The organism is Sulfitobacter noctilucae, from assembly GCF_000622365.1.
Classification (GTDB): domain Bacteria; phylum Pseudomonadota; class Alphaproteobacteria; order Rhodobacterales; family Rhodobacteraceae; genus Sulfitobacter; species Sulfitobacter noctilucae.
In genome coordinates, this window is record NZ_JASC01000014.1 from 691,941 (window position 1) to 711,569 (window position 19,629).

The following is a 19,629-nucleotide window of genomic DNA, read 5'->3' on the forward strand; positions in this document are numbered from 1 at the left end:
ATGGTCAAAATTACGTGCGTCCTATGCGCGTCCTAGCTGCTCGCTACAATCGATTGCAAGCCTTGCCGCCATCTAAGTGTTTGATTTTTATCGAAAAAATGGTGCCCCCACACGGACTTGAACCGCGGACCTACTGATTACAAATCAGTTGCTCTACCAGCTGAGCTATAGGGGCAGGCACCCGAGGGTGACTTTCGCTGAGCAGGCGATACCAAGCTGCAGCGTGGGCGTTCTTTAGTAGATGCAGATTGAGGATGCAAGCACTGTCGGCGCAGAATTTGCATGATTTTTGCTGTCTTCCGATCCGCTGCCACATTGCCATGTTTTTGGCGTTTTACACGAGGTCCGCTTGCCTATATCCAATGGCCCATCCGCAATCTATCGAGTATCCCTCATGCAACTGGTTCTGCACACTGGCGTCCATTACACAGAGCAAGAGCGTTTGATCAAATCGGTCCTACGCAACAAAGATGATTTTGCCCAGCGCGGGATCATCGTGCCGGGGCCGAACAGTTACCGGGGGCTGATGCGCGATACGTTGAACGCGATGAGCCGTGCGGCGGCTTCGCCTGATGCGCGTGACGTGCTTTTGGACGTGATCCTTGACGGCAGCCCGGCGGATCGGGTGATCCTGTCTGATGCGAATTTCTTTCGTACCGCAGGGACGGCCGTTCAACGAGGTATACTCTATCCTGCAGCAGCGCAGCGGATGGCCTCGATGGTATCTCTTTTCCCCGATGACGAGATCGAAATCTTCATGGGTATCCGTAATCCCGCTACGCTGGTGCCGTTGCTTTATGCCACGTCAATCGACCAGTCACCCGAAGCCTTCTGGGAAGGCCGCCGCCCGCAGGACCTGCTGTGGTCCGAGCTGATTGCAGGTATCCGCGAAGCTGCACCCAGCGTGCCCATCACGGTTTGGTGCAACGAGGATACGCCTGTGATCTGGTCGCAGGTCATCCGGGACATGGCAGGGATCGAGCATCACGAAAAGATCGTTGGCGGTTTTGATCTTCTCAGCAGCATCATGTCGAAAGAGGGGATGGAGCGGCTGCGCAGCTATATGCATTCGCATCAGGAAATGACCGAGATCCAAAAGCGCCGGGTCATTGCGGCTTTCCTCGACAAATTTGCCCTTGAGGACGAGATTGAAGAAGAACTCGACATGCCTGGCTGGACCGAAGAACTGGTCGAAGAGCTGACCGATATTTACGACGAAGACCTGTTGCAGGTGCAGCGCATTCAGGGCGTGACGGTCATCACGCCCTGAAATCCGCTCCTGTAAGGGGGGACTAGGCCAGCGTACCAGCCACTTCGCAGATCACGTCATAGGCCATGTCCACGTCTTCTGCCGTGCACGTAAAGGCACCTGCCTGGAACCGGATCACGAAATCGCCGTCGATGCGGGTTTGCGTCAGGTAGATGCGGCCATCGTCGTTGATCGCTTGCACCAACCGCTGGTTCAGCGATTCAAGATCGCCTGCGCCATCCGGGACAAAGCGGAACGTGAACAGGGACAGCATGGGCGGTGTGACCACCTCGAACCCCGGCGCGTCGTCCAGGCGGGTCGCGAGGTTTTCGGCCCAGTTCACATGGTTGCGGATCATCTGGCGCAGGCCGTCCAGCCCGTGTGCGCGCAACAGGAACCATAGCTTCAGTGCGCGGAACCGGCGGCCAAGGGGCACGGACCATTCGGAATAGTTCACGATTCCATCCGCGCCTTCGGTCTTGAGGTATTCGGGCTGGATGGCGAGCGTTTTGACCAAGGTCGCGGGATCGCGCAGAAAATGTGTGGTGCAGTCAAACTGTGCGCCCAGCCACTTGTGCGGATTCAGCACCATACTGTCGGCGCGTTCCACACCGCGCCAAATCGTCTGATACTCTGGACAGATCATCGCCGCCCCGGCCCAGGCCGCATCGACATGGGTATAAAGCCCCTCGGCCTCTGCCACGTCCATCACTGCGTTCAGATCGTCAGAGGCACCCGCGCTGGTGCCTCCGATACAGGCAATGATACCCGCAGGCGCGTAACCTGCCGCCCGGTCCGCGGCGATGGCGTCGCGCAACGCGTCTGCGTCCATTGCGCGGCTCTCACCGGAGGTGGGTATCCGCACGAGGTTCTCTTCACCTATGCCCGCGATCCAGATGGCGCGGTCGATCGAGGTATGCACCTCTGCACTGCAATAGATGCGCAGGCGCGGCTGGCCGCTGAGACCCTCGCGGTTGCCCGCCCAGTCCAGCGTCCGTTCGCGCATCGACAAAACAGCGCAAAGCGTTGCGGTGCTGGCGCTGTCCTGAATGACCCCGGTGAAGCCGTCGGGCAGGCCCACCGCCTGACGCATCCAATCGCAGACCCGCGTTTCAAGCTCGGTCGCGGCAGGGGAGGTTTGCCACAACATGCATTGGGCGGCGATGGCCGAAACATAGGTCTCCGCCAGCACGGAAACGGGGGCGGCGTTCGCGGGGAAATAGGCAAAGAACCGGGGGTGCTGCCAATGGGTCATACCGGGCATAATCTTGTGTTCAAGATCGCTCAGGATATCGTCCAGTGGTTCAGCGCCTTCGGGGGCGCTGGCGGGCAGGGTAGCGATGACCTCGCCCGGTTGGGTCTGCGCCCGCACAGGGCGATCCCGCAGGCCCGCGTGATAGTCAGCCGCCCATTCCGCCGCATCCGCGCCGCGCTTTCTGAAGTCTTCCCATTCCATGCGCTGTCCTTTGTCGTGTTCCGCAGCTACGGCTGCATTCTTCCATGATATCCGTGCCTTGCAAGGCGTTCCTGTCACAGTGTCACCCGAGGCTCGGGTCGTCCTTGTGCCACGTCCCGCTGCACAAAAGTTGCGCCGTTCATCGGGCGTTTGGTCAGTTCCTCTTCCCGTACACCCGTGGTGGCCGATGTGACATAGAGATCGCGCAGATCCGGCCCGCCAAAGGCCGGGCAACTGGGCTGGCGGGCGGGGACGGCAATGCGGTCAACCTCGCGGCCCGTGGGATCAAAGCACACCACACAATACCCGCCCCACATGGCGACCCATAAGTTGCCCGCCGCATCCGTCACCGCGCCGTCGGGATATAGCCGTGCTTCCGTCAGATCGACAAAGACCTCCGCCGGTCCCTCCGGCCAGCCATCAGCCGCAGTCAGGGGTTGCCGCATGATCCGGTGCGTTGGCGTATCGGTGTAATAGGCACAGTTTTGGTCGGGGGCAAAGGAGATGGTATTGCTGACCGTGACGCCCTCAACAAGCTGACGCAATTCGCCTTTGTAATAGCGGTAGATCGCCGCGATGCCCGGCTCGGTCTCTTTCCCCATGGTCCCGACCCAGAACCCGCCCCAAGGGTCAGCGCGGCCATCGTTGGACCGCGTGAGCGGGTTCTCTGCATCAAAGGCACAGAGCCGCTCGCGTTCGCCATTGCCAATGTCAAAGGTCCAGAAGGCGGTTTCAGACGTGAGGAAAAGCCGCTCTGCGTCGATAATGCCAGCGGCCGAGAAACTTTCATCGAACTGCCATTCCTGCGTCTGCCCGTCTTCGCCCTGCGCCAACATGCGTTGGCCCAGAATGTCGAACCAGTAGAGTGTTTGGCGGTCTGGATGCCACAACGGCCCCTCGCCCAAGCTGCATAGGCGTGTGTCGAATGGGGTCATCGGTCTGTCCTGTTTTGCAAAAGGGTCATTGGGCTTTGGTCGGTTCTTGCAACAGACGGTAGGCGGCAGTCAGTCCGGCAATCAACATGCGGTCCGCATCTGCGAGGGTGGCCGGTGCCCCTTGGGTCTGCAAAGCGCGCACATAGGGGGCAACGGCGCTTTGCGCCCCAATCAGGGCAATATTCATGCCCAACCAGTAGGGCCGTGCGGCTGCCATTTCTGCACCAATCAGCAAGCCCTTCAGGCGGGCTTTGCCTAGGGCCGGCGCGGTCTCCTCCAACAGATGATCGGCATGGATGGCAAAGAGCCGCGCTGCGAGCTTTTCCGGGCGGCTCAGCGCGTCCTCGACCGTGCGGTCAAAAGTGGCCTTGTCCCAGTCGGACCCTGTCAGCGCCGTTTGATAAAGCGGATGCCCGGTGATCAGTTCAGCCAGCGTGCCGCTGAGATAGGTCTGGAAGCTGACCACTTCGCCCGCTGAAATCTGCACCCAGAGGGTTGTATCACCGGGCAGACAAATCACGCCGTCCCAGCCGGGGTTCAGTGCCTGAAATCCCGCAATTGCCGCCGGGGCGGACTGAGTGACATCCGATGGCGTGCTTTGCCGCAAACCGGGAAGGATATGGAGGGTGCGACCGGCCATATGCACCGGGATCAACTTGTCGGGCAGGGGCGTGCAGGGCACGGCCCGCAATGCAGGCTCAAACCATGCACCGCAGGCGATGATCGCAGTGGTGGGAAGGGCCTCGAGAGCATTCAGAAGGGATGATACCGTGGCGTCCGGCTCCGATGTGTCATCAAGTTCGATCTGTGTTGAGGCCTTCACGGTGCCACCGCTGATCGACCAGCCTCGCAAGGTACCGCTGTCCGCCGATAGGCCGATCCAGTCTGGCGCTGCTTGGTTGGTCATCTCAACCCCACCGCGTCTTGCGTTGCATCGGTCAAAAGCATGGTCCGCCCTTTCGTGTGAATCCTGTGAAGGCCAGATTAACACTTCGTCCCAAGATAACGATAGGCGATGGGCGTGTTTTTATTTTATACATAAAATGTTTTGACCTGAAGGATAATCTGATTACATTTGGCCGCAAGACATCGACTCGATGACAACAACCTGAGATTTGGGGGCGACATGCGTGCAATTTGTCTGGGCGGCGGGCCGGCTGGCCTATACTTCGGCATCTCTTTGAAACTGCGTGATCCGCAAGCTGAAGTGACTGTGCTGGAACGTAACCGCCCCGACGACACCTTTGGATGGGGCGTGGTTCTCTCGGACGAGACGCTGTCGAATCTCGAAGCCAACGATCCCGTCTCAGCCGCAGAGATTCGCAAGAATTTTGCCTATTGGGACGACATGGCGCTGGTCTATAAAGGCCAGAAGACGGTCAGCTCCGGCCACGGGTTCTGCGGGATCGGACGGATGCGTTTGTTGCAAATTTTGCAGAACCGCGCCCGCGATCTGGGCGTCGATCTGCAATTCGAGACCGAGGTCAAATCAGCATCGGCCTATATGGACGACTACGACATGGTGGTGGCCTGCGACGGGCTGAACTCCAAAACGCGTATGGAATTTCAGGACACCTTTCAGCCCGATGTAGATGTGCGCAAATGCCAGTTTGTCTGGCTCGGCACGCACCAGAAATTCGACGACGCCTTCACCTTTATCTTCGAGAAGACAGATAAGGGGTGGCTTTGGGTCCATGCCTATCAATTTGATGAGGATACGGCGACTTTCATTGTGGAATGTTCGCAGCAGACCTTTGACAACTACGGCTTTGGCGAGATGTCGCAGCAGGACACCATTGCGATCTGCGAAGAGGTGTTCGAGAAGCATCTGGGCGGTCATGCGCTGATGACCAATGCCAACCACATTCGCGGGTCGGCCTGGATCAGATTCCCCCGTGTGCTCTGCGAAAAATGGCATCACGAGAATGTCGTGCTGCTGGGCGATGCGGCGGCGACGGCGCATTTCTCCATCGGGTCGGGGACCAAGCTAGCGCTGGAATCCGCCATTTCGCTGGCCGATCATGTCCATGCCGAAGGCGAGATCGACGTGGCCTTCGCGAAATACGAGGACGCGCGGCGGCTTGAAGTGCTGCGCTTGCAGTCGGCGGCGCGTAACTCACTGGAATGGTTCGAGGATGTGGAGCGGTATCTTGATCTTGATCCGGTGCAGCTGAACTACTCGATGCTGACCCGCTCGCAACGGATAAGCCATGAAAACCTGCGCGCCCGCGACCCTGAATGGCTGGCGGGTGCCGAGAAGTGGTTCATGGAACAGGCCGGTGCCGGGTCCAATGGCCCCGCACGCGCGCCCATGTTTGCGCCGTTCCAAATGCGCGATCTGAAGCTCGAGAACCGCGTCGTCGTCTCGCCGATGGCGCAGTACAAAGCGGTCGATGGCTGTCCGACCGACTGGCACCTCATTCACTACGGTGAACGGGCCAAGGGCGGGGCAGGGTTGGTCTATACCGAGATGACCTGCGTGAGTGCTGATGGGCGGATTACGCCTGGCTGTCCGGGGCTTTACGCGCCTGAACACGAGGCTGCATGGAAGCGGCTGACTGATTTCGTACACACCGAAACCGACGCAAAAATCTGTTGCCAGATCGGCCACGCGGGGCGCAAGGGGGCGACACGGATCGGTTGGGAAGGGATGGACAAGCCGCTATCCGAGGGGGCGTGGGACATTTATTCGGCCTCCGCGATCCCGTGGTCAGAGGAAAACGCCACTCCAATCGAAGCCAGCCGCGCCGACATGGACCGGATCCGCAATGATTTTGTGGCGGCGGCCCAGATGGCAGAGCGTGCGGGCTTTGACATGATCGAGCTACACGCCGCCCACGGGTATTTCATTTCGTCCTTTATCTCGCCGCTGTCCAACACACGCAGCGATGAATACGGCGGCTCGCTTGAGAACCGCATGCGCTATCCTTTGGAAGTCTTCGAGGCCATGCGCGTGGTCTGGCCCAAGGGCAAGCCGATGTCCGTGCGTATTTCGGCCAATGACTGGCACGCAGACGGCGTGACGCCCGAAGAGGCAGTGCAAATTGCCGGCATGTTCGAGGCGGCAGGCGCTGACATCATCGACGTCTCCGCCGGTCAGACCTCGACAGAGGCGCAACCGGTCTATGGCCGCATGTTCCAGACGCCATTCTCGGACCGCATTCGCAACGAAGGCGGGATCAAGACGATGGCCGTGGGCAACATATTCGAGGCGGATCATGTCAATTCGATTTTGATGGCGGGACGGGCGGATCTGGTCTGCCTTGCACGGCCCCATCTGACCGATCCCTATTGGACGTTACGTGAAGGGGCGGCAATCGGCGACCGGCACGCCAAGTGGCCCTTGCCCTACGAAGCAGGGCGCGATCAGATGTGGCGGCTGGCCGACAAGGCCGCGGAAATGGAGAAAGTATGAGACAGATTTTGGTAACAGGCGGCGGATCGGGCATTGGCCGCGACGTGGCGCAGGACTTTTTGGCGCGCGGCGACGAGGTGACCATCGCAGGGCGCCGCATGGACGCGCTTGAGGAAACCTCAGGCGGCAAGATGCGCTGTGTGCAGGTGGACATCACCGATGAGGACGGGGTCAAATCCATGTTCGATCGTCCCTATGATGTGGTCGTTGCCAACGCAGGCTATGGCCACGGAATGCCGGTCAAGGACATGCCGCTGCAGCTTTTCAATGATACATTGGCCGTGAACCTCACCGGCACCTTTCTGACCTTCCGCGAAACATTGCAGGCCGGAATGCAGCCCGGTGGGCGATTGATCGCCATGGCGTCGATTGCCAGCCTCAAGGGCGGTGGCGGTCTGGCGGCCTATGCGGCGGCCAAGCATGGTGTGCTGGGGCTGGTGCGGTCCCTTGCTATCGAGGTGGCCAAATCGGGCATCACCTGCAACGCGGTCTGCCCCGGTTTCGTGGACACCGACATGGCAGCGGGTGCGGTCAAGAACGTCATGAAACGCATGGAAGTCGACCAAGCGGCCGCCGAGAAAATGCTGGTGACCAATAACCCGATGCGCCGGATGATCACAGTGGATGAAGTCACCGCCGCTGTGCGGTTCCTGGCATCGCCAGAAGCTTCGATGATCAACGGTCATGATCTGGTGGTCTCGGGCGGCGAAATATGACAGCGGCCAAAGACCGCGTGCGACTGTGGCTTCGGCTGCTGAAAGTCGTGCGCGGCATTGAGCACGAGTTGCGCGATAACCTGCGGCGGGGTCACAACACGACCCTGCCGCGATTTGATGTGATGTCGGCTCTGTCGCGCCACCCCGAGGGGCTGAAAATGAGCCAGTTGTCCGGCGTGTTGCGCGTCTCGAACGGTAATGTGACAGGCATCGCCGACCGGCTGGGCGAAGAGGGGCTGGTTGAACGGATCGCCGTCCCCGACGACCGCCGCGCCATCTTGCTGAAATTAACACCTGCGGGAGAGCGGGAATTTGCGGTCCAGGCCCGCGCCCATGAGAATTGGATCAACGAGATGTTGAGCGGCGTCAGCCCCGAAGATGCCCGCGCGATGGCGGAACGCTTGCAGGCCTTTGCGGCCGCCGCAGACGCCGATACCCAAAAGAAGGAAAGCGTACATGCGCAGTGATGTGAAACATTTTATTTGTGAAATCGAGAACGGGATCGCCACTGTCCGGCTGGATCGGCCTGATCGTAAAAACCCGCTCACATTCGACAGCTATGCCGAGATGCGCGACTGGTTCCGCGATCTGGTCTATGCCGATGACGTTGATGTGGTGGTCTTTGGATCCAATGGGGGCAACTTTAGCTCTGGCGGCGATGTGCATGATATCATTGGGCCTTTGACCCGGATGAACATGAAAGAACTGCTGCGGTTCACCCGCATGACCGGCGATTTGGTCAAGGCGATTGTGAACTGCGGCAAGCCTGTGGTTGCGGCTGTGGACGGCATCTGCGTGGGCGCGGGGGCGATCATTGCGATGGCATCGGACCTGCGGGTTGCAACACCCGAGGCGAAAACCGCATTTTTGTTCACCCGCGTCGGGCTGGCGGGCTGCGACATGGGGGCCTGTGCAATCCTGCCGCGTGTGATTGGCCAGACCCGCGCGGCAGAACTGCTTTACACGGGCCGGTCGATGTCGGCGGAGGAAGGCGAACGCTGGGGCTTCTTCAATCGCTTGGTTTCATCAGATGCACTGGACGCGGAGGCTTTGGCGCTGGCGCAGCAAATACAGGCCGGGCCGAACTTTGCGCATATGATGACCAAGACCATGCTGGCGCAGGAATGGTCGATGTCGATCGAGCAAGCGATCGAGGCCGAAGCGCAGGCGCAGGCAATTTGCATGCAAACGGGCGATTTCGAGCGGGCGTATAAAGCGTTCGTGGCCAAGGAGCGCCCTGTTTTCGAGGGGGACTGACGTGGGGCCGTCGACTGGGGCTCTGCCCCAGACCCCGCGGGATATAAGGCCAAAAAGAGAAAGCAAGAAAGAAGGGATGTGGCGCGATGAGTGACCGGAGTTTTCTGACCTGGCCGTTTTTTGAAGAGCGGCATCGGGAGTTGGCGGATGCGCTGGACGGTTGGGCCACGCAGCATTTGAGTGCTGTGGATCACAGCGATACCGATGCGGCCTGCCGGTCGATTGTCACCTTGCTGGGCGAGGGGGGATGGTTGCGCCATTCAGGCGCTCAGGCGGGGGAGCGCCTTGACGTGCGCAGCCTGTGTCTGATCCGGGAAACTCTGGCGCGGCATGATGGCCTGGCTGACTTTGCCTTTGCCATGCAGGGATTGGGGACTGGCGCGATATCGCTTTTCGGGACAGAGGAGCAGCAGAGCGAATGGCTGCCGAAAACCCGCAGCGGTGCCGCGATTTCCGCCTTTGCGCTGACAGAACCGCAGTCGGGGTCTGATGTGGCAAGCTCGACCATGACGGCAACGGCTGACGGAAATGGTTTTGTGCTGGATGGGCGCAAGACCTGGATTTCCAATGGAGGGATTGCAGATGTCTACACCGTCTTTGCTAGGACGGGTGAGGCACCGGGGGCAAAGGGCCTGTCGGCTTTTGTCGTGCCTGCCGACACCCCCGGATTGAAGGTGGAAGAGCGGCTTGAGGTGATCGCACCGCATCCGCTGGCCACGTTGCATTTTGATGGGGTGAAAGTGCCCGGATCGGCTTTGATCGGCGAGAGTGGCCGCGGTTTCGGCATCGCCATGTCGGTGCTGGATGTGTTCCGCTCTACCGTGGCGGCGGCCGCATTGGGCTTTGCCCGGCGTGCGCTGGATGAGGCGATCGAGCGGGTCACCAGCCGCAAGGTGCAGGGTGCGCCGCTATCGGATTTGCAAATAGTGCAAGGGCATATCGCGGATATGGCGGTGGATGTGGATGCTTCCGCTTTGTTGATCTACCGTGCTGCCTGGGCCAAGGACAGTGGTGCGCCACGGGTCACGCGCGAGGCGGCGATGGCCAAATTGTTCGCCACGGATCATGCGCAGACCGTTATCGACAAGGCCGTGCAATTGCACGGGGGCGACGGTGTGCGTCACGGTCAAATGGTTGAAAGTCTGTACCGCGAAATCCGCGCTCTGCGCATTTACGAAGGGGCATCCGATGTGCAGCGTGTGGTGATTGCCCGCCAAACTCTGGGGAGCAGATAGATGCTGGGACCGTCAGCGCATAGTGACACCTTCACCCGCGACAACCTGCCGGATATGGGGCAGTGGCCTGACCTGCTGCTGGAGGCTTTCGACTATCCCGATCAACTGAACGTCGGCGTGGAACTGACGGATGAGATGGTCGAAAAAGGATTTGGCGATCATACCGCGCTGATCGGCAACGGGCGCAGACGCACCTACAAGGAACTGACGGATTGGACCAACAAGCTGGCCAATGCGATGGTGGATCATCTGGGGCTGAAGCCGGGCAACCGGGTGCTGATCCGGTCTGCGAATAACCCCGCGATGGTGGCGTGTTGGTTGGCTGCGACCAAGGCAGGGGCGGTTGTGGTCAATACCATGCCGATGTTGCGGGCGGGTGAACTGGCCGCGATCGTGGACAAGGCCCAGATCTCACATGCGCTTTGTGACACGCGGTTGATGGACGAGATGACGGCCTGTGCGAAAACCTCTGACTTTCTGACCAGTGTTGTGGGTTTCGACGGGACCAGCAATCATGACGCCGAACTGGACCGACTGGCACTGGAAAAACCTGTACAGTTTCAGGCTGTGGAAACGGCGCAGGATGATGTGGCGCTGCTGGGCTTTACCTCGGGCACTACGGGCGAGCCGAAGGCGACGATGCATTTTCACCGCGATCTGCTGATCATCGCGGATGGGTATGCCCGCGAAGTCTTGCAAGTGACCCCTGATGACGTCTTTGTCGGCTCGCCGCCTTTGGCCTTTACCTTCGGGCTGGGGGGGCTGGCGGTTTTCCCGTTGCGTTTTGGTGCGGCAGCGACACTGCTGGAGACAGCAAGCCCGCCCAATATGATCGAGATCATCGAGAAATTTAAAGCGACGGTGTGTTTTACCGCGCCCACTGCTTACCGCGCCATGTTGCAGGCGATGGAAGAGGGGGCGGACCTGTCCTCGCTGCGGGCGGCCGTCAGCGCGGGGGAGACCTTGCCCGCACCCGTCTATCATGACTGGAAAGAAAAGACCGGCAAGCCGATGCTGGACGGGATCGGCGCGACCGAAATGCTGCATATCTTTATCTCGAACCGCTTTGATGATCACAGGGCGGCTTGTACCGGTAAACCTGTCACCGGCTATGAGGCCAGGATCATTGATGAGAACGGCGATGAAGTGCCGCGCGGAGAGGTCGGGCGTCTGGCCGTGCGCGGGCCTACGGGGTGCCGTTATCTCGCGGATGCGCGGCAGCAGGCCTATGTGAAGGACGGATGGAACATCACCGGTGACAGTTTCAGCATGGATGCGGACGGTTATCTGCATTTTGCGGCCCGCAACGACGATATGATCATCAGCGCAGGCTATAACATCGCCGGCCCGGAAGTGGAGGCCGCCTTGCTGTCGCATCCTGCGGTCAGCGAATGTGGCGTTGTGGCCGCCGCAGACGAAACGCGAGGTGCCATCGTGCAGGCGCATATCGTGCTGGTGGCCGGCGTCAAAGGAGATGATGCGCTGATTAAGGAACTGCAGAACCATGTGAAAAGCACCATCGCCCCTTACAAGTACCCGCGTGATATCCGGTTCATCGACGCGCTGCCCAAGACGGCTACGGGCAAGATCCAGCGCTTCGCGTTGAGAGAGCAGTCATGAGCGATTTCGACGATGCCTCGACGGGGGCGAAAATGGATTTTGCCAAGGATATGTCCTATGGCGACTATCTGGGCCTTGATGCGATCCTGACTGCGCAACACCCGTTGTCTGATGCCCATGACGAGATGCTGTTCATCGTGCAGCATCAGACATCCGAGCTTTGGATGCGGCTGGCCATTCACGAGCTTCAGGCGGCGCGAGCGGTGATGATGGAAGGCAAGCTGAAACCGGCGTTCAAGATGTTGACCCGCGTGGCACGCATATTTGAGCAGCTGAACTCGGCCTGGGACGTGTTGCGCACCATGACGCCCAGTGAATACACGGCGTTTCGCCCTTCACTGGGAAATTCATCTGGGTTCCAGTCGCATCAATACCGCTTGGTTGAATATCTGCTGGGCAACCGCATCGGGGCGCTGATGAAGCTCCACGCGCACAAGCCGGATGCCTATGAAGCGCTGAGCGCGGAACTGGCGTTGCCGAGCCTGTATCAGGTGGCCATCGACGTCACCTGCTCGCGGATGGGGGTGGCCTCCTTGGCCGGACAACCCAGCACCGAAGACTGGAAGGCCGACCCGGCCATTCAGGAACTGTGGCAGAAGGTGTACGAAGACCCCGGCACCTATTGGGAGCTGTACGAATTGGCCGAGAAACTGGTCGATCTTGAGGATTATTTCCGCCGTTGGCGGTTCAACCATGTCACCACCGTTGAGCGGATCATCGGCTTCAAACGCGGCACCGGCGGCACCAGTGGTGTGGCCTATCTGCGCAAGATGCTAGAGGTCGAGCTGTTTCCGGAGTTATGGCATGTCAGAGGAGCATTATAAGTGGCGAACGTGTTGAACAAAGAGGCTTTTATCATCCCCGAAGGTGTCGTCTATCTGGATGGCAACTCGCTGGGACCGATGCCCAAAACTGTGCCTGAACGGGTGGCAGGCACGATGAATGACGAATGGGCCCAAATGCTGATCGGCGGCTGGAACAAGGCAGGCTGGATGGCTATGCCATCGGATGTGGGCGATGCGGTGGGCCAATTGATAGGCGCGGCATCGGGGTCTGTGGTGATGGGCGACACGTTGTCGGTCAAGGTTTATCAGGCACTGGCCGCAGGATTGAAAATGCGCCCGGACCGGCGGGTGATCCTGTCTGATACCGGCAATTTCCCGAGCGATCTCTATATGGCTGAAGGGTTGGTCGGGCTGCTACAGCAGGGTTATGAGCTGCGCACCGTTGCGCCTGACGAAGTGGCGGATGCCATCGGTGATGATGTCGCCGTCGTGATGCTGACAGAGGTCGATTACCGCACCGGCCGCATGCACGACATGAAGACGATCACCGAAATGACCCATGCAGCGGGCGCGGTGATGGTCTGGGATCTGGCCCATTCTGCGGGTGCCATCCCTGTCGATCTGGCCGCAGCAAACTGCGAATTTGCGGTGGGCTGCACCTATAAATATCTTAATGGCGGGCCGGGTGCCCCTGCGTTCATCTATGTGCGCCCCGATCTGGCCGATAGTGCTGAGCCGGCGCTTAGCGGATGGTTGGGCCATCACAGCCCGTTCGATTTCGATCTGCACTACAAACCCGCCAAAGGGATCGAGCGGATGCGCGTGGGCACGCCGCCGGTGCTGCAACTGGCGGCACTTCAGTCAGCGATGGCAGTCTGGGAAGGCGTGTCGATGCAGGATGTCCGCGCAGCTTCCATCGAACTGCAAGAGCAATTTATCGAGGAAGTCGAGCGGGACGTGCCGCAGCTGACCCTTGCCAGCCCCCGTGACAGCACCGTGCGCGGCTCGCAAGTCTCGTTCCGGTTCGAGCATGGCTATGCTGCGATGCAGGCGCTCATCGACCGGGGGGTGATCGGCGATTTCCGTGCGCCTGAAATCATGCGCTTTGGCTTTACGCCGCTTTATCTGGATGCGGGCGATGTGAGTGCTGCGGTGCGGGTGATCAAGGATGTGATGGAGAACGCCTTGTGGGACGATGAAAACTACAAGGTTCGCAGCCGCGTGACCTAGTCCCGCCGGTTAAACGGCGGGGCCACATCGGCGGTCAACCAATCTGATAATCAGACGGCGATTTTGCCGCCACCTTTTTTGGTCACCACAACCACCGAAGGGCGCGGCGGCATGGCGGGGTCAAAGTCTGGCCAGCGCGTCGCGGGGTCTTCGAAGGTCGAGGCGCGTTCAAACCCTTTGAGGTCTTTTGTGCCGTCGGTACCGGGATGCTGGACCGCCAGAAACAAAGTCTTTCCGTCGTCGGTGAAATAGGGGCCGCACATCTCGCCGCCGACGGGACACCGGAAAAACAGCTTTGAAGTGCCGCGCGCGGTGCCTTCAGTCTCCACCGCATAAAGCCCGTCAGATTTGCCGGTCCTTCCCCAGTTCGATCCCTGATCGGTAGACACCCACAACCGCCCGTCCGCGTCGATGGCGCAATTGTCGGGCGATCCGAACCAGCCGTTCTCGGATGTTTCCGGGTTCCATTGGGCACCGACTTCGGCCAGTGATGGATCGCCACATTTCACGAGGATCGACCATGTGCCGAAGGTCGCCGCGTGGTTGCCGCCATCTTCCTTGATCTCGATGATATGGCCAAAACGGCTTTTGGAACGGGGGTTTGCGGGGTTTACTTCATCCGGTTCTCTGCGTGAGTTGTTGGTCAGCATGATATAGGCGGTGCCGTCGCCGCGCGGCTGCGCATCCTCGGGACGGTCCATCGGCGTGGCCCCCAGCGCGTCGGCGGCGAGGCGCGTGTCAATCAGCACATCGGCCTGAGAGGCAAAGCCGTTCACGGTCGTCAGTGGCCCGGTCCCATGCACCAGTGGCATCCATGTGACGGTGCCATCGGCGTCAAACCGCGCCACATAAAGCGTGCCTTCGTCCAAGAGCTTGCCGTTCTCGGAGGCGACATCGGAAACTGTACCGTCGGAGACATATTTATACTGATAATCAAAGCGGTTGTCGTCGCCCATATAGACCACGAGCTTGCCATCGCTGCTGACTGTGGTCTCGGCCCCCTCATGACGAAACCGGCCCAAAGCGGTGCGCTTGATCGGGGTTGAGGTCGGGTCCATCGGATCCACTTCGACCACCCAGCCGAATTTGTTGGGCGCGTTTGGTTCGCGGTCGATGTTAAAGCGGTCGTGCCGGGTTCCCCAGTTGTACCACATGCCCGGCACGCCATAACGTTTCTTGGAGGCTGCATCGCTGTGCGCGGAAAGATCGGGCTTTCCCTCGGCATCCAGCACATCGGTCCAGTAGTAGCCGTGAAAGTTTTCCTCGGCCATCAACCAAGTGCCCCAGGGGGTCATGCCGCCTGCACAATTGTTCAGCGTGCCGATGACGTTGACACCATCGGGATCGTCGCTCGTTTTCATGCGCTCGTGACCCGCGGCAGGTCCGCTCAACACCATGGCGGTATCAAGCGGCGTGATGCGGCGGTTCATCTTCCCATCCCGCACGACCTGCCATGTGCCTGCATTGTCCTTGGTGATCTCGACAATAGACCCGCCGTGGGCGGCCATCTCGATGTCGATCAGCTCTGGCGTCATACCGGCAAAGCCATCGCGGTCCTGACGGCCCAGACCGGGGAACATCACCTCTTCGTTGGTGTATTCGTGGTTCACACAAAGCAACCCACGCGTGCCAGCCTCATTCAGCGGCACAAATCCGATATAGTCGTTGTTATAGCCGAATTGCTTCAACTGGGCCGCAGCGGTCTGGTCCATCACGTCGAATTCCGGCGCATCGGCGGTGATCGGATCGCCCCAGCGCAGGAGCACCTTGGCGTCATACCCGTCGGCTACGTGGTGCATCTCATCATTGCCGGCGATCAATTCTTCGAACCTGTACCGGCTCGCAGTGCCTGCCTGTGCCGGGGCAGGGGCAACGAGGGCGGAGGTGCTGAAAAGCGCAGTTGAGGCCGACACGCCAAGCATACCGCGCAAGACATCGCGGCGGCCATAGCGGGTGTTGATCACATCCCCGATGGTACGGCCGAGATTGGGGTTGGTCGGGATGTCGTCAAAGGCCTCATAGGCTTCGGACTTGTTGCCGATAGAGGGGTCGTTGATGATGTCACTGCGTTTCATGGCGTCGCTCTCACGATTGAATTCACTCTGCGGTGATTTGCCCCGCGTTTGTTTCTGCAATGTGACAGCTTTGAAGGTATTCTGCCACGCCCGCGTCGGGGCGGGACAGTTTCTTGTCCCCGATCAATCCCGCGCAAAGCGGGCGATCAGATCAGGTATATGTTTGCGAAACGGGAAGAACCCCTTGGTAGCAAGCGGCCAAGCCGTGCTGTCCAACGGACGCCGCATCAGGTTGATAGGGGGCACACCGTCGATGGCGCGGTAGGCGGCGAACATCTGCTGTACGGGACCAACGGGAGCATAGCCTGCGACGATCTGCTCCAAGGCATTTTCTCGCGCCCAATCTGCTATGGCCTGCGCCGTTGCGAGTGTATCCATCTGCTGACCCTCGGGCAGGGTGCTTTGCGCGGTGGCCTGCCTGAAAGCCGCGACATGAGGGGCAATATGCCACGGGCTGTGTCCTTCGCTGGCATCGGCATAGGCGACTGCGACAGCGTCGGGGGCTGCCGCGCGCATCCGTTCCGCGTTCACATCATCGTCATGCAGCAGAAGGCCATAGCGTGATGCGAGCGGCACCGTGTCGCAGGGCGGCAGGGCCATCGGATCGGGGTTCGGCGGTGCCTCTTGGGGATGGGCCGTACTGACCAGACCGCGCACACCGACAAACCTGCCACCGGTGAACCGCGCGATGTTGCCGGGATCCGCAAGATAGCTCTTGCCCCGCGTCTGGATGCCCGCGACCCAGCGCCAGCTGAGCGTATTGACCGCTGCATCGCCATCCAGCAAATGCCGGAGGAAGAAATCTGCGCCCAATTGCCACGGCAATTCCAGCGTAAAGATCCAGATCGATGCGAACCACATTCGTGCGTGATTGTGCAGATAGCCGGTTTGCACCAGTTCCTGCGCCCAAGCGTCAAAAGGCGCAATCCCGGTCTGGCCGCTGCAGGCGTCTTCCCAACGGGCGCGCAAGCCCGACTGGGTCTGAACGTCGTCGCGCAACTGATTGAGATCGCTTAGGTATTGCTCCCAGACGCCCGGACGCATCTCCATCCAGCCTTTCCAATAGGTACGCCAGAACACCTCTGTCAGGTACTTGTCTGCAGCCTCTGCGCTATGATGGGCGAGCACGGCGCGGGTCACGTCGATTTCGTCCAAGGCACGCAGTTTCAGATAGGGCGAGAGGGTCGAGACAGCATCATGCCGCCCCGGCCCGTGATCGAAATTGCGCCCTTCCGCATAGGCGCTGCCGGCATGGGGCGCGAAGCCGGCCAATCGGGCGCGGGCGTCCGTAAGGCCGGGGGCTGCGATCAGATCGTCATGTGCTGTTTCTTGGGTCATGTGCGGCACCTAGGGCGCGCTTGCGCAAGGGCAACATGCCCGGCCCCCCTTGAAGGTCCGTCTGCCCGCGACTAATCTGATGCTAACGGTTTGGCAGGTATGGTCCTGCGAACACAAATACAGGCAGACATTATGAACCATCCCCATGAAACTTACAGCAACCTCGTCCCGATGGTGGTCGAGCAGACCAGCCGGGGCGAACGCGCCTACGACATTTTCTCGCGTCTGCTGAAAGAACGGATCATTTTCATCAACGGCCCGATCCACAGCGGTATGAGCCATCTTGTGGTGGCGCAGCTTTTGCATCTTGAGGCGGAAAACCCCTCCAAGGAAATTTCAATGTACATCAACTCGCCCGGTGGCGAGGTGTCGGCCGGTCTGTCGATCTATGACACGATGCAGTACATCCGCCCCAAAGTGTCCACGTTGATCTGCGGCATGGCGGCTTCGATGGGCTCTGTCATTGCGATCGGCGGCGAGAAGGGCATGCGCTTTGCGCTGCCCAATGCCGAAGTCATGATTCACCAGCCCTCCGGCGGCAGTCAGGGCGTTGCCGAAGATATCCTGATTTCTGCACGTCACATCGAACGCACCCGCGAGCGGATGTACCAACTTTATATGCATCACTCCGGTCAGGACTATGAGACTGTGCAAAAGGCACTGGACCGTGATCTGTGGATGACGCCGGATGAAGCGCTGGAATGGGGTCACATCGACGAAATCGTTGCCAACCGTGGCAAGGAAGACGACAGCGATGCGCCCAAGGCCAAGGCGAAAAAGCCCAAAGGCGACAAGTAACCAAGACCTCAGGTGCTGCGATTTTACGATTGTAGCGCCTGTGGCACTGCCCTAGTGTTTGGGCAAGGACCGCACCCTGTTCGGGGGTGCAAAATTCACGACAGACCTGAAAGGGCTGACATGGCGAATACTTCTGGCGGTGATAGCAAAAACACATTGTACTGCAGCTTCTGCGGCAAGAGCCAGCATGAGGTGCGTAAGCTGATTGCGGGACCGACCGTTTTCATCTGCGACGAATGTGTCGAACTTTGCATGGATATCATCCGCGAAGAGACAAAGGCGAGTGGCCTGAAGGCGACGGACGGCGTACCCACGCCGAAAGACATCTGTGAGGTTCTGGACGATTATGTAATCGGTCAGGCGATGGCCAAACGTGTGCTGTCGGTGGCGGTGCACAACCATTACAAGCGATTGAATCACGCCCAGAAGGGCGGCGACATCGAACTGGCGAAATCCAACATTCTGCTGATTGGCCCCACCGGTTGCGGCAAGACGTTGCTGGCGCAAACACTGGCCCGCATCCTTGATGTACCATTCACGATGGCCGATGCAACGACGTTGACCGAAGCTGGCTATGTGGGTGAGGACGTCGAAAACATCATCCTCAAGCTGCTGCAATCGTCAGAGTACAACGTAGAGCGTGCACAGCGTGGTATTGTCTATATCGATGAAGTCGATAAAATTACGCGAAAGTCGGAAAATCCTTCGATCACACGCGATGTATCGGGTGAGGGGGTGCAGCAGGCGCTTCTGAAGCTGATGGAAGGCACTGTGGCTTCCGTACCGCCGCAGGGCGGGCGCAAGCATCCGCAACAGGAATTCCTGCAAGTGGACACCACGAATATCCTCTTCATCTGCGGCGGTGCTTTCGCTGGTCTCGACAAGATCATCGCGGCACGGGGCAAAGGCTCAGCCATGGGCTTCGGCGCGGATGTGCGCGACAACGATGCGCGCGGCATCGGCGAGATTTTCACCGATCTGGAGCCGGAAGACCTGTTGAAGTTCGGTCTGATCCCGGAATTCGTCGGTCGTTTGCCGGTTCTGGCCACGCTGGAAGATCTGGACGAAGATGCTTTGGTCACCATCCTGACACAGCCCAAGAATGCGCTTGTGAAGCAATACCAGCGCCTGTTCGAGTTGGAAGACACGCAGCTGACCTTCACCGATGATGCGTTGTCAGCTATCGCCAAGCGCGCGATCGAGCGCAAGACAGGTGCCCGTGGTTTGCGGTCGATCCTTGAGGATATTCTGCTGGATACCATGTTCGATCTGCCTGGGTTGGAAACCGTCAGTGAAGTTGTGGTGAACGAAGAGGCGGTGAACACCGATGCCACTCCGTTGATGATCCACGGCGAGACGGAAAAGAAAGAGCCTGCAACAGCGGGTTAAGAGCGGGGCGACCTGCGGGTTGCACGAGTTTAGTGGCTAAAAAGGGCGCGTTTCAGGACGCGCCCCTTTTTCTTTTTCGTGGGGGGAAAGGCTGCGGGTCTCACCAAAACCAGCAGGTCTCGCACCCGCCC

General features: G+C 59.6%; 16 protein-coding genes and 1 tRNA gene. 11 read left to right on the forward strand and 6 right to left on the reverse strand.

The genetic code is table 11. The features are described 5' to 3' along the window. Positions 1-99: 99 nt before the first annotated feature. Positions 100-175: transfer RNA gene (locus tag Z945_RS0113475), tRNA-Thr, on the reverse strand. A 219-nt stretch (positions 176-394) separates the two neighbouring features. Between Z945_RS0113475 and Z945_RS0113480 the strand changes: the two genes are divergently transcribed. Next, complete coding sequence (locus Z945_RS0113480; protein ID WP_025052634.1) at positions 395-1,270, forward strand: hypothetical protein; 876 nt, start codon at positions 395-397, stop codon at positions 1,268-1,270. A 22-nt stretch (positions 1,271-1,292) separates the two neighbouring features. Here Z945_RS0113480 and Z945_RS0113485 read toward each other — a convergent pair whose 3' ends face one another. The 3 genes from Z945_RS0113485 to Z945_RS0113495 form a co-directional block, all read right to left on the reverse strand. Next, positions 1,293-2,705, reverse strand: a complete 1,413-nt coding sequence (locus tag Z945_RS0113485; protein ID WP_025052635.1) for a pyridoxal phosphate-dependent decarboxylase family protein — start codon at positions 2,703-2,705, stop codon at positions 1,293-1,295. 74 nt (positions 2,706-2,779) lie between these two features. After that, entirely contained in the window at positions 2,780-3,640 is an 861-nt protein-coding gene (locus Z945_RS0113490) for an SMP-30/gluconolactonase/LRE family protein (RefSeq protein ID WP_025052636.1), read from the reverse strand. 25 nt (positions 3,641-3,665) lie between these two features. Continuing rightward, positions 3,666-4,547 (reverse strand): 2-dehydro-3-deoxygalactonokinase, encoded by an 882-nt coding sequence (locus tag Z945_RS0113495; RefSeq protein WP_025052637.1) that lies wholly within the window; start codon positions 4,545-4,547, stop codon positions 3,666-3,668. 219 nt (positions 4,548-4,766) lie between these two features. Between Z945_RS0113495 and Z945_RS0113500 the strand changes: the two genes are divergently transcribed. From Z945_RS0113500 to kynU, 8 genes are all read left to right on the forward strand, one after another. Continuing rightward, positions 4,767-7,055 (forward strand): bifunctional salicylyl-CoA 5-hydroxylase/oxidoreductase, encoded by a 2,289-nt coding sequence (locus tag Z945_RS0113500; protein ID WP_025052638.1) that lies wholly within the window; start codon positions 4,767-4,769, stop codon positions 7,053-7,055. Next, a complete protein-coding gene (locus Z945_RS0113505; RefSeq protein WP_025052639.1) occupies positions 7,052-7,771 on the forward strand; it encodes an SDR family NAD(P)-dependent oxidoreductase in 720 nt (239 codons plus the stop codon). The genes Z945_RS0113500 and Z945_RS0113505 overlap by 4 nt, the downstream gene beginning before the upstream one ends. After that, a complete protein-coding gene (locus Z945_RS0113510) occupies positions 7,768-8,238 on the forward strand; it encodes a MarR family winged helix-turn-helix transcriptional regulator (RefSeq protein ID WP_025052640.1) in 471 nt (156 codons plus the stop codon). The genes Z945_RS0113505 and Z945_RS0113510 overlap by 4 nt, the downstream gene beginning before the upstream one ends. Next, complete coding sequence (locus tag Z945_RS0113515; RefSeq protein WP_025052641.1) at positions 8,228-9,028, forward strand: enoyl-CoA hydratase family protein; 801 nt, start codon at positions 8,228-8,230, stop codon at positions 9,026-9,028. The genes Z945_RS0113510 and Z945_RS0113515 overlap by 11 nt, the downstream gene beginning before the upstream one ends. Positions 9,029-9,114: 86 nt before the next feature. After that, positions 9,115-10,263, forward strand: a complete 1,149-nt coding sequence (locus Z945_RS0113520; protein WP_025052642.1) for an acyl-CoA dehydrogenase family protein — start codon at positions 9,115-9,117, stop codon at positions 10,261-10,263. Next, a complete protein-coding gene (locus Z945_RS0113525) occupies positions 10,264-11,883 on the forward strand; it encodes an AMP-binding protein (RefSeq protein ID WP_025052643.1) in 1,620 nt (539 codons plus the stop codon). Beyond that, positions 11,880-12,707, forward strand: coding sequence for a tryptophan 2,3-dioxygenase (locus Z945_RS0113530; RefSeq protein ID WP_025052644.1), 828 nt, complete (start codon positions 11,880-11,882; stop codon positions 12,705-12,707). Before Z945_RS0113525 ends, Z945_RS0113530 begins: the two co-directional genes overlap by 4 nt. Further along, a complete protein-coding gene (gene kynU / locus Z945_RS0113535) occupies positions 12,708-13,898 on the forward strand; it encodes a kynureninase (protein WP_025052645.1) in 1,191 nt (396 codons plus the stop codon). A gap of 50 nt (positions 13,899-13,948) precedes the next feature. Here the strand turns inward: kynU and Z945_RS0113540 are convergent, their stop codons facing one another. Together Z945_RS0113540 and Z945_RS0113545 are read right to left on the reverse strand one after the other, a co-directional pair. Further along, entirely contained in the window at positions 13,949-15,973 is a 2,025-nt protein-coding gene (locus tag Z945_RS0113540) for a PhoX family protein (RefSeq protein WP_025052646.1), read from the reverse strand. A 123-nt stretch (positions 15,974-16,096) separates the two neighbouring features. Continuing rightward, positions 16,097-17,311, reverse strand: a complete 1,215-nt coding sequence (locus tag Z945_RS0113545) for an FAD-binding domain-containing protein (protein WP_025052647.1) — start codon at positions 17,309-17,311, stop codon at positions 16,097-16,099. Between the two features lie 132 nt (positions 17,312-17,443). On the opposite strand from Z945_RS0113545, the gene Z945_RS0113550 reads away from it, so the two are divergent. Beyond that, positions 17,444-18,109 carry an ATP-dependent Clp protease proteolytic subunit gene (locus Z945_RS0113550; protein ID WP_025052648.1) on the forward strand — a complete coding sequence of 222 codons (666 nt, stop codon included), beginning with the start codon at positions 17,444-17,446 and terminating at the stop codon, positions 18,107-18,109. A 120-nt stretch (positions 18,110-18,229) separates the two neighbouring features. Beyond that, positions 18,230-19,498, forward strand: a complete 1,269-nt coding sequence (clpX, locus tag Z945_RS0113555) for an ATP-dependent Clp protease ATP-binding subunit ClpX (RefSeq protein WP_025052649.1) — start codon at positions 18,230-18,232, stop codon at positions 19,496-19,498. Positions 19,499-19,629: the final 131 nt, after the last annotated feature.

Coding starts and splice junctions, on each gene's coding strand:
- Z945_RS0113530 (WP_025052644.1), top strand. CDS start 11,880: ATGAGCGATTTCGACGATGCCTCGACGGGGGCGAAAATGGATTTTGCC.
- Z945_RS0113540 (WP_025052646.1), bottom strand. CDS start 15,973: ATGAAACGCAGTGACATCATCAACGACCCCTCTATCGGCAACAAGTCC.
- Z945_RS0113480 (WP_025052634.1), top strand. CDS start 395: ATGCAACTGGTTCTGCACACTGGCGTCCATTACACAGAGCAAGAGCGT.
- Z945_RS0113545 (WP_025052647.1), bottom strand. CDS start 17,311: ATGACCCAAGAAACAGCACATGACGATCTGATCGCAGCCCCCGGCCTT.
- Z945_RS0113550 (WP_025052648.1), top strand. CDS start 17,444: ATGAACCATCCCCATGAAACTTACAGCAACCTCGTCCCGATGGTGGTC.
- Z945_RS0113515 (WP_025052641.1), top strand. CDS start 8,228: ATGCGCAGTGATGTGAAACATTTTATTTGTGAAATCGAGAACGGGATC.
- Z945_RS0113520 (WP_025052642.1), top strand. CDS start 9,115: ATGAGTGACCGGAGTTTTCTGACCTGGCCGTTTTTTGAAGAGCGGCAT.
- Z945_RS0113485 (WP_025052635.1), bottom strand. CDS start 2,705: ATGGAATGGGAAGACTTCAGAAAGCGCGGCGCGGATGCGGCGGAATGG.
- Z945_RS0113495 (WP_025052637.1), bottom strand. CDS start 4,547: ATGACCAACCAAGCAGCGCCAGACTGGATCGGCCTATCGGCGGACAGC.
- Z945_RS0113510 (WP_025052640.1), top strand. CDS start 7,768: ATGACAGCGGCCAAAGACCGCGTGCGACTGTGGCTTCGGCTGCTGAAA.
- Z945_RS0113500 (WP_025052638.1), top strand. CDS start 4,767: ATGCGTGCAATTTGTCTGGGCGGCGGGCCGGCTGGCCTATACTTCGGC.
- clpX (WP_025052649.1), top strand. CDS start 18,230: ATGGCGAATACTTCTGGCGGTGATAGCAAAAACACATTGTACTGCAGC.
- Z945_RS0113505 (WP_025052639.1), top strand. CDS start 7,052: ATGAGACAGATTTTGGTAACAGGCGGCGGATCGGGCATTGGCCGCGAC.
- Z945_RS0113490 (WP_025052636.1), bottom strand. CDS start 3,640: ATGACCCCATTCGACACACGCCTATGCAGCTTGGGCGAGGGGCCGTTG.
- Z945_RS0113525 (WP_025052643.1), top strand. CDS start 10,264: ATGCTGGGACCGTCAGCGCATAGTGACACCTTCACCCGCGACAACCTG.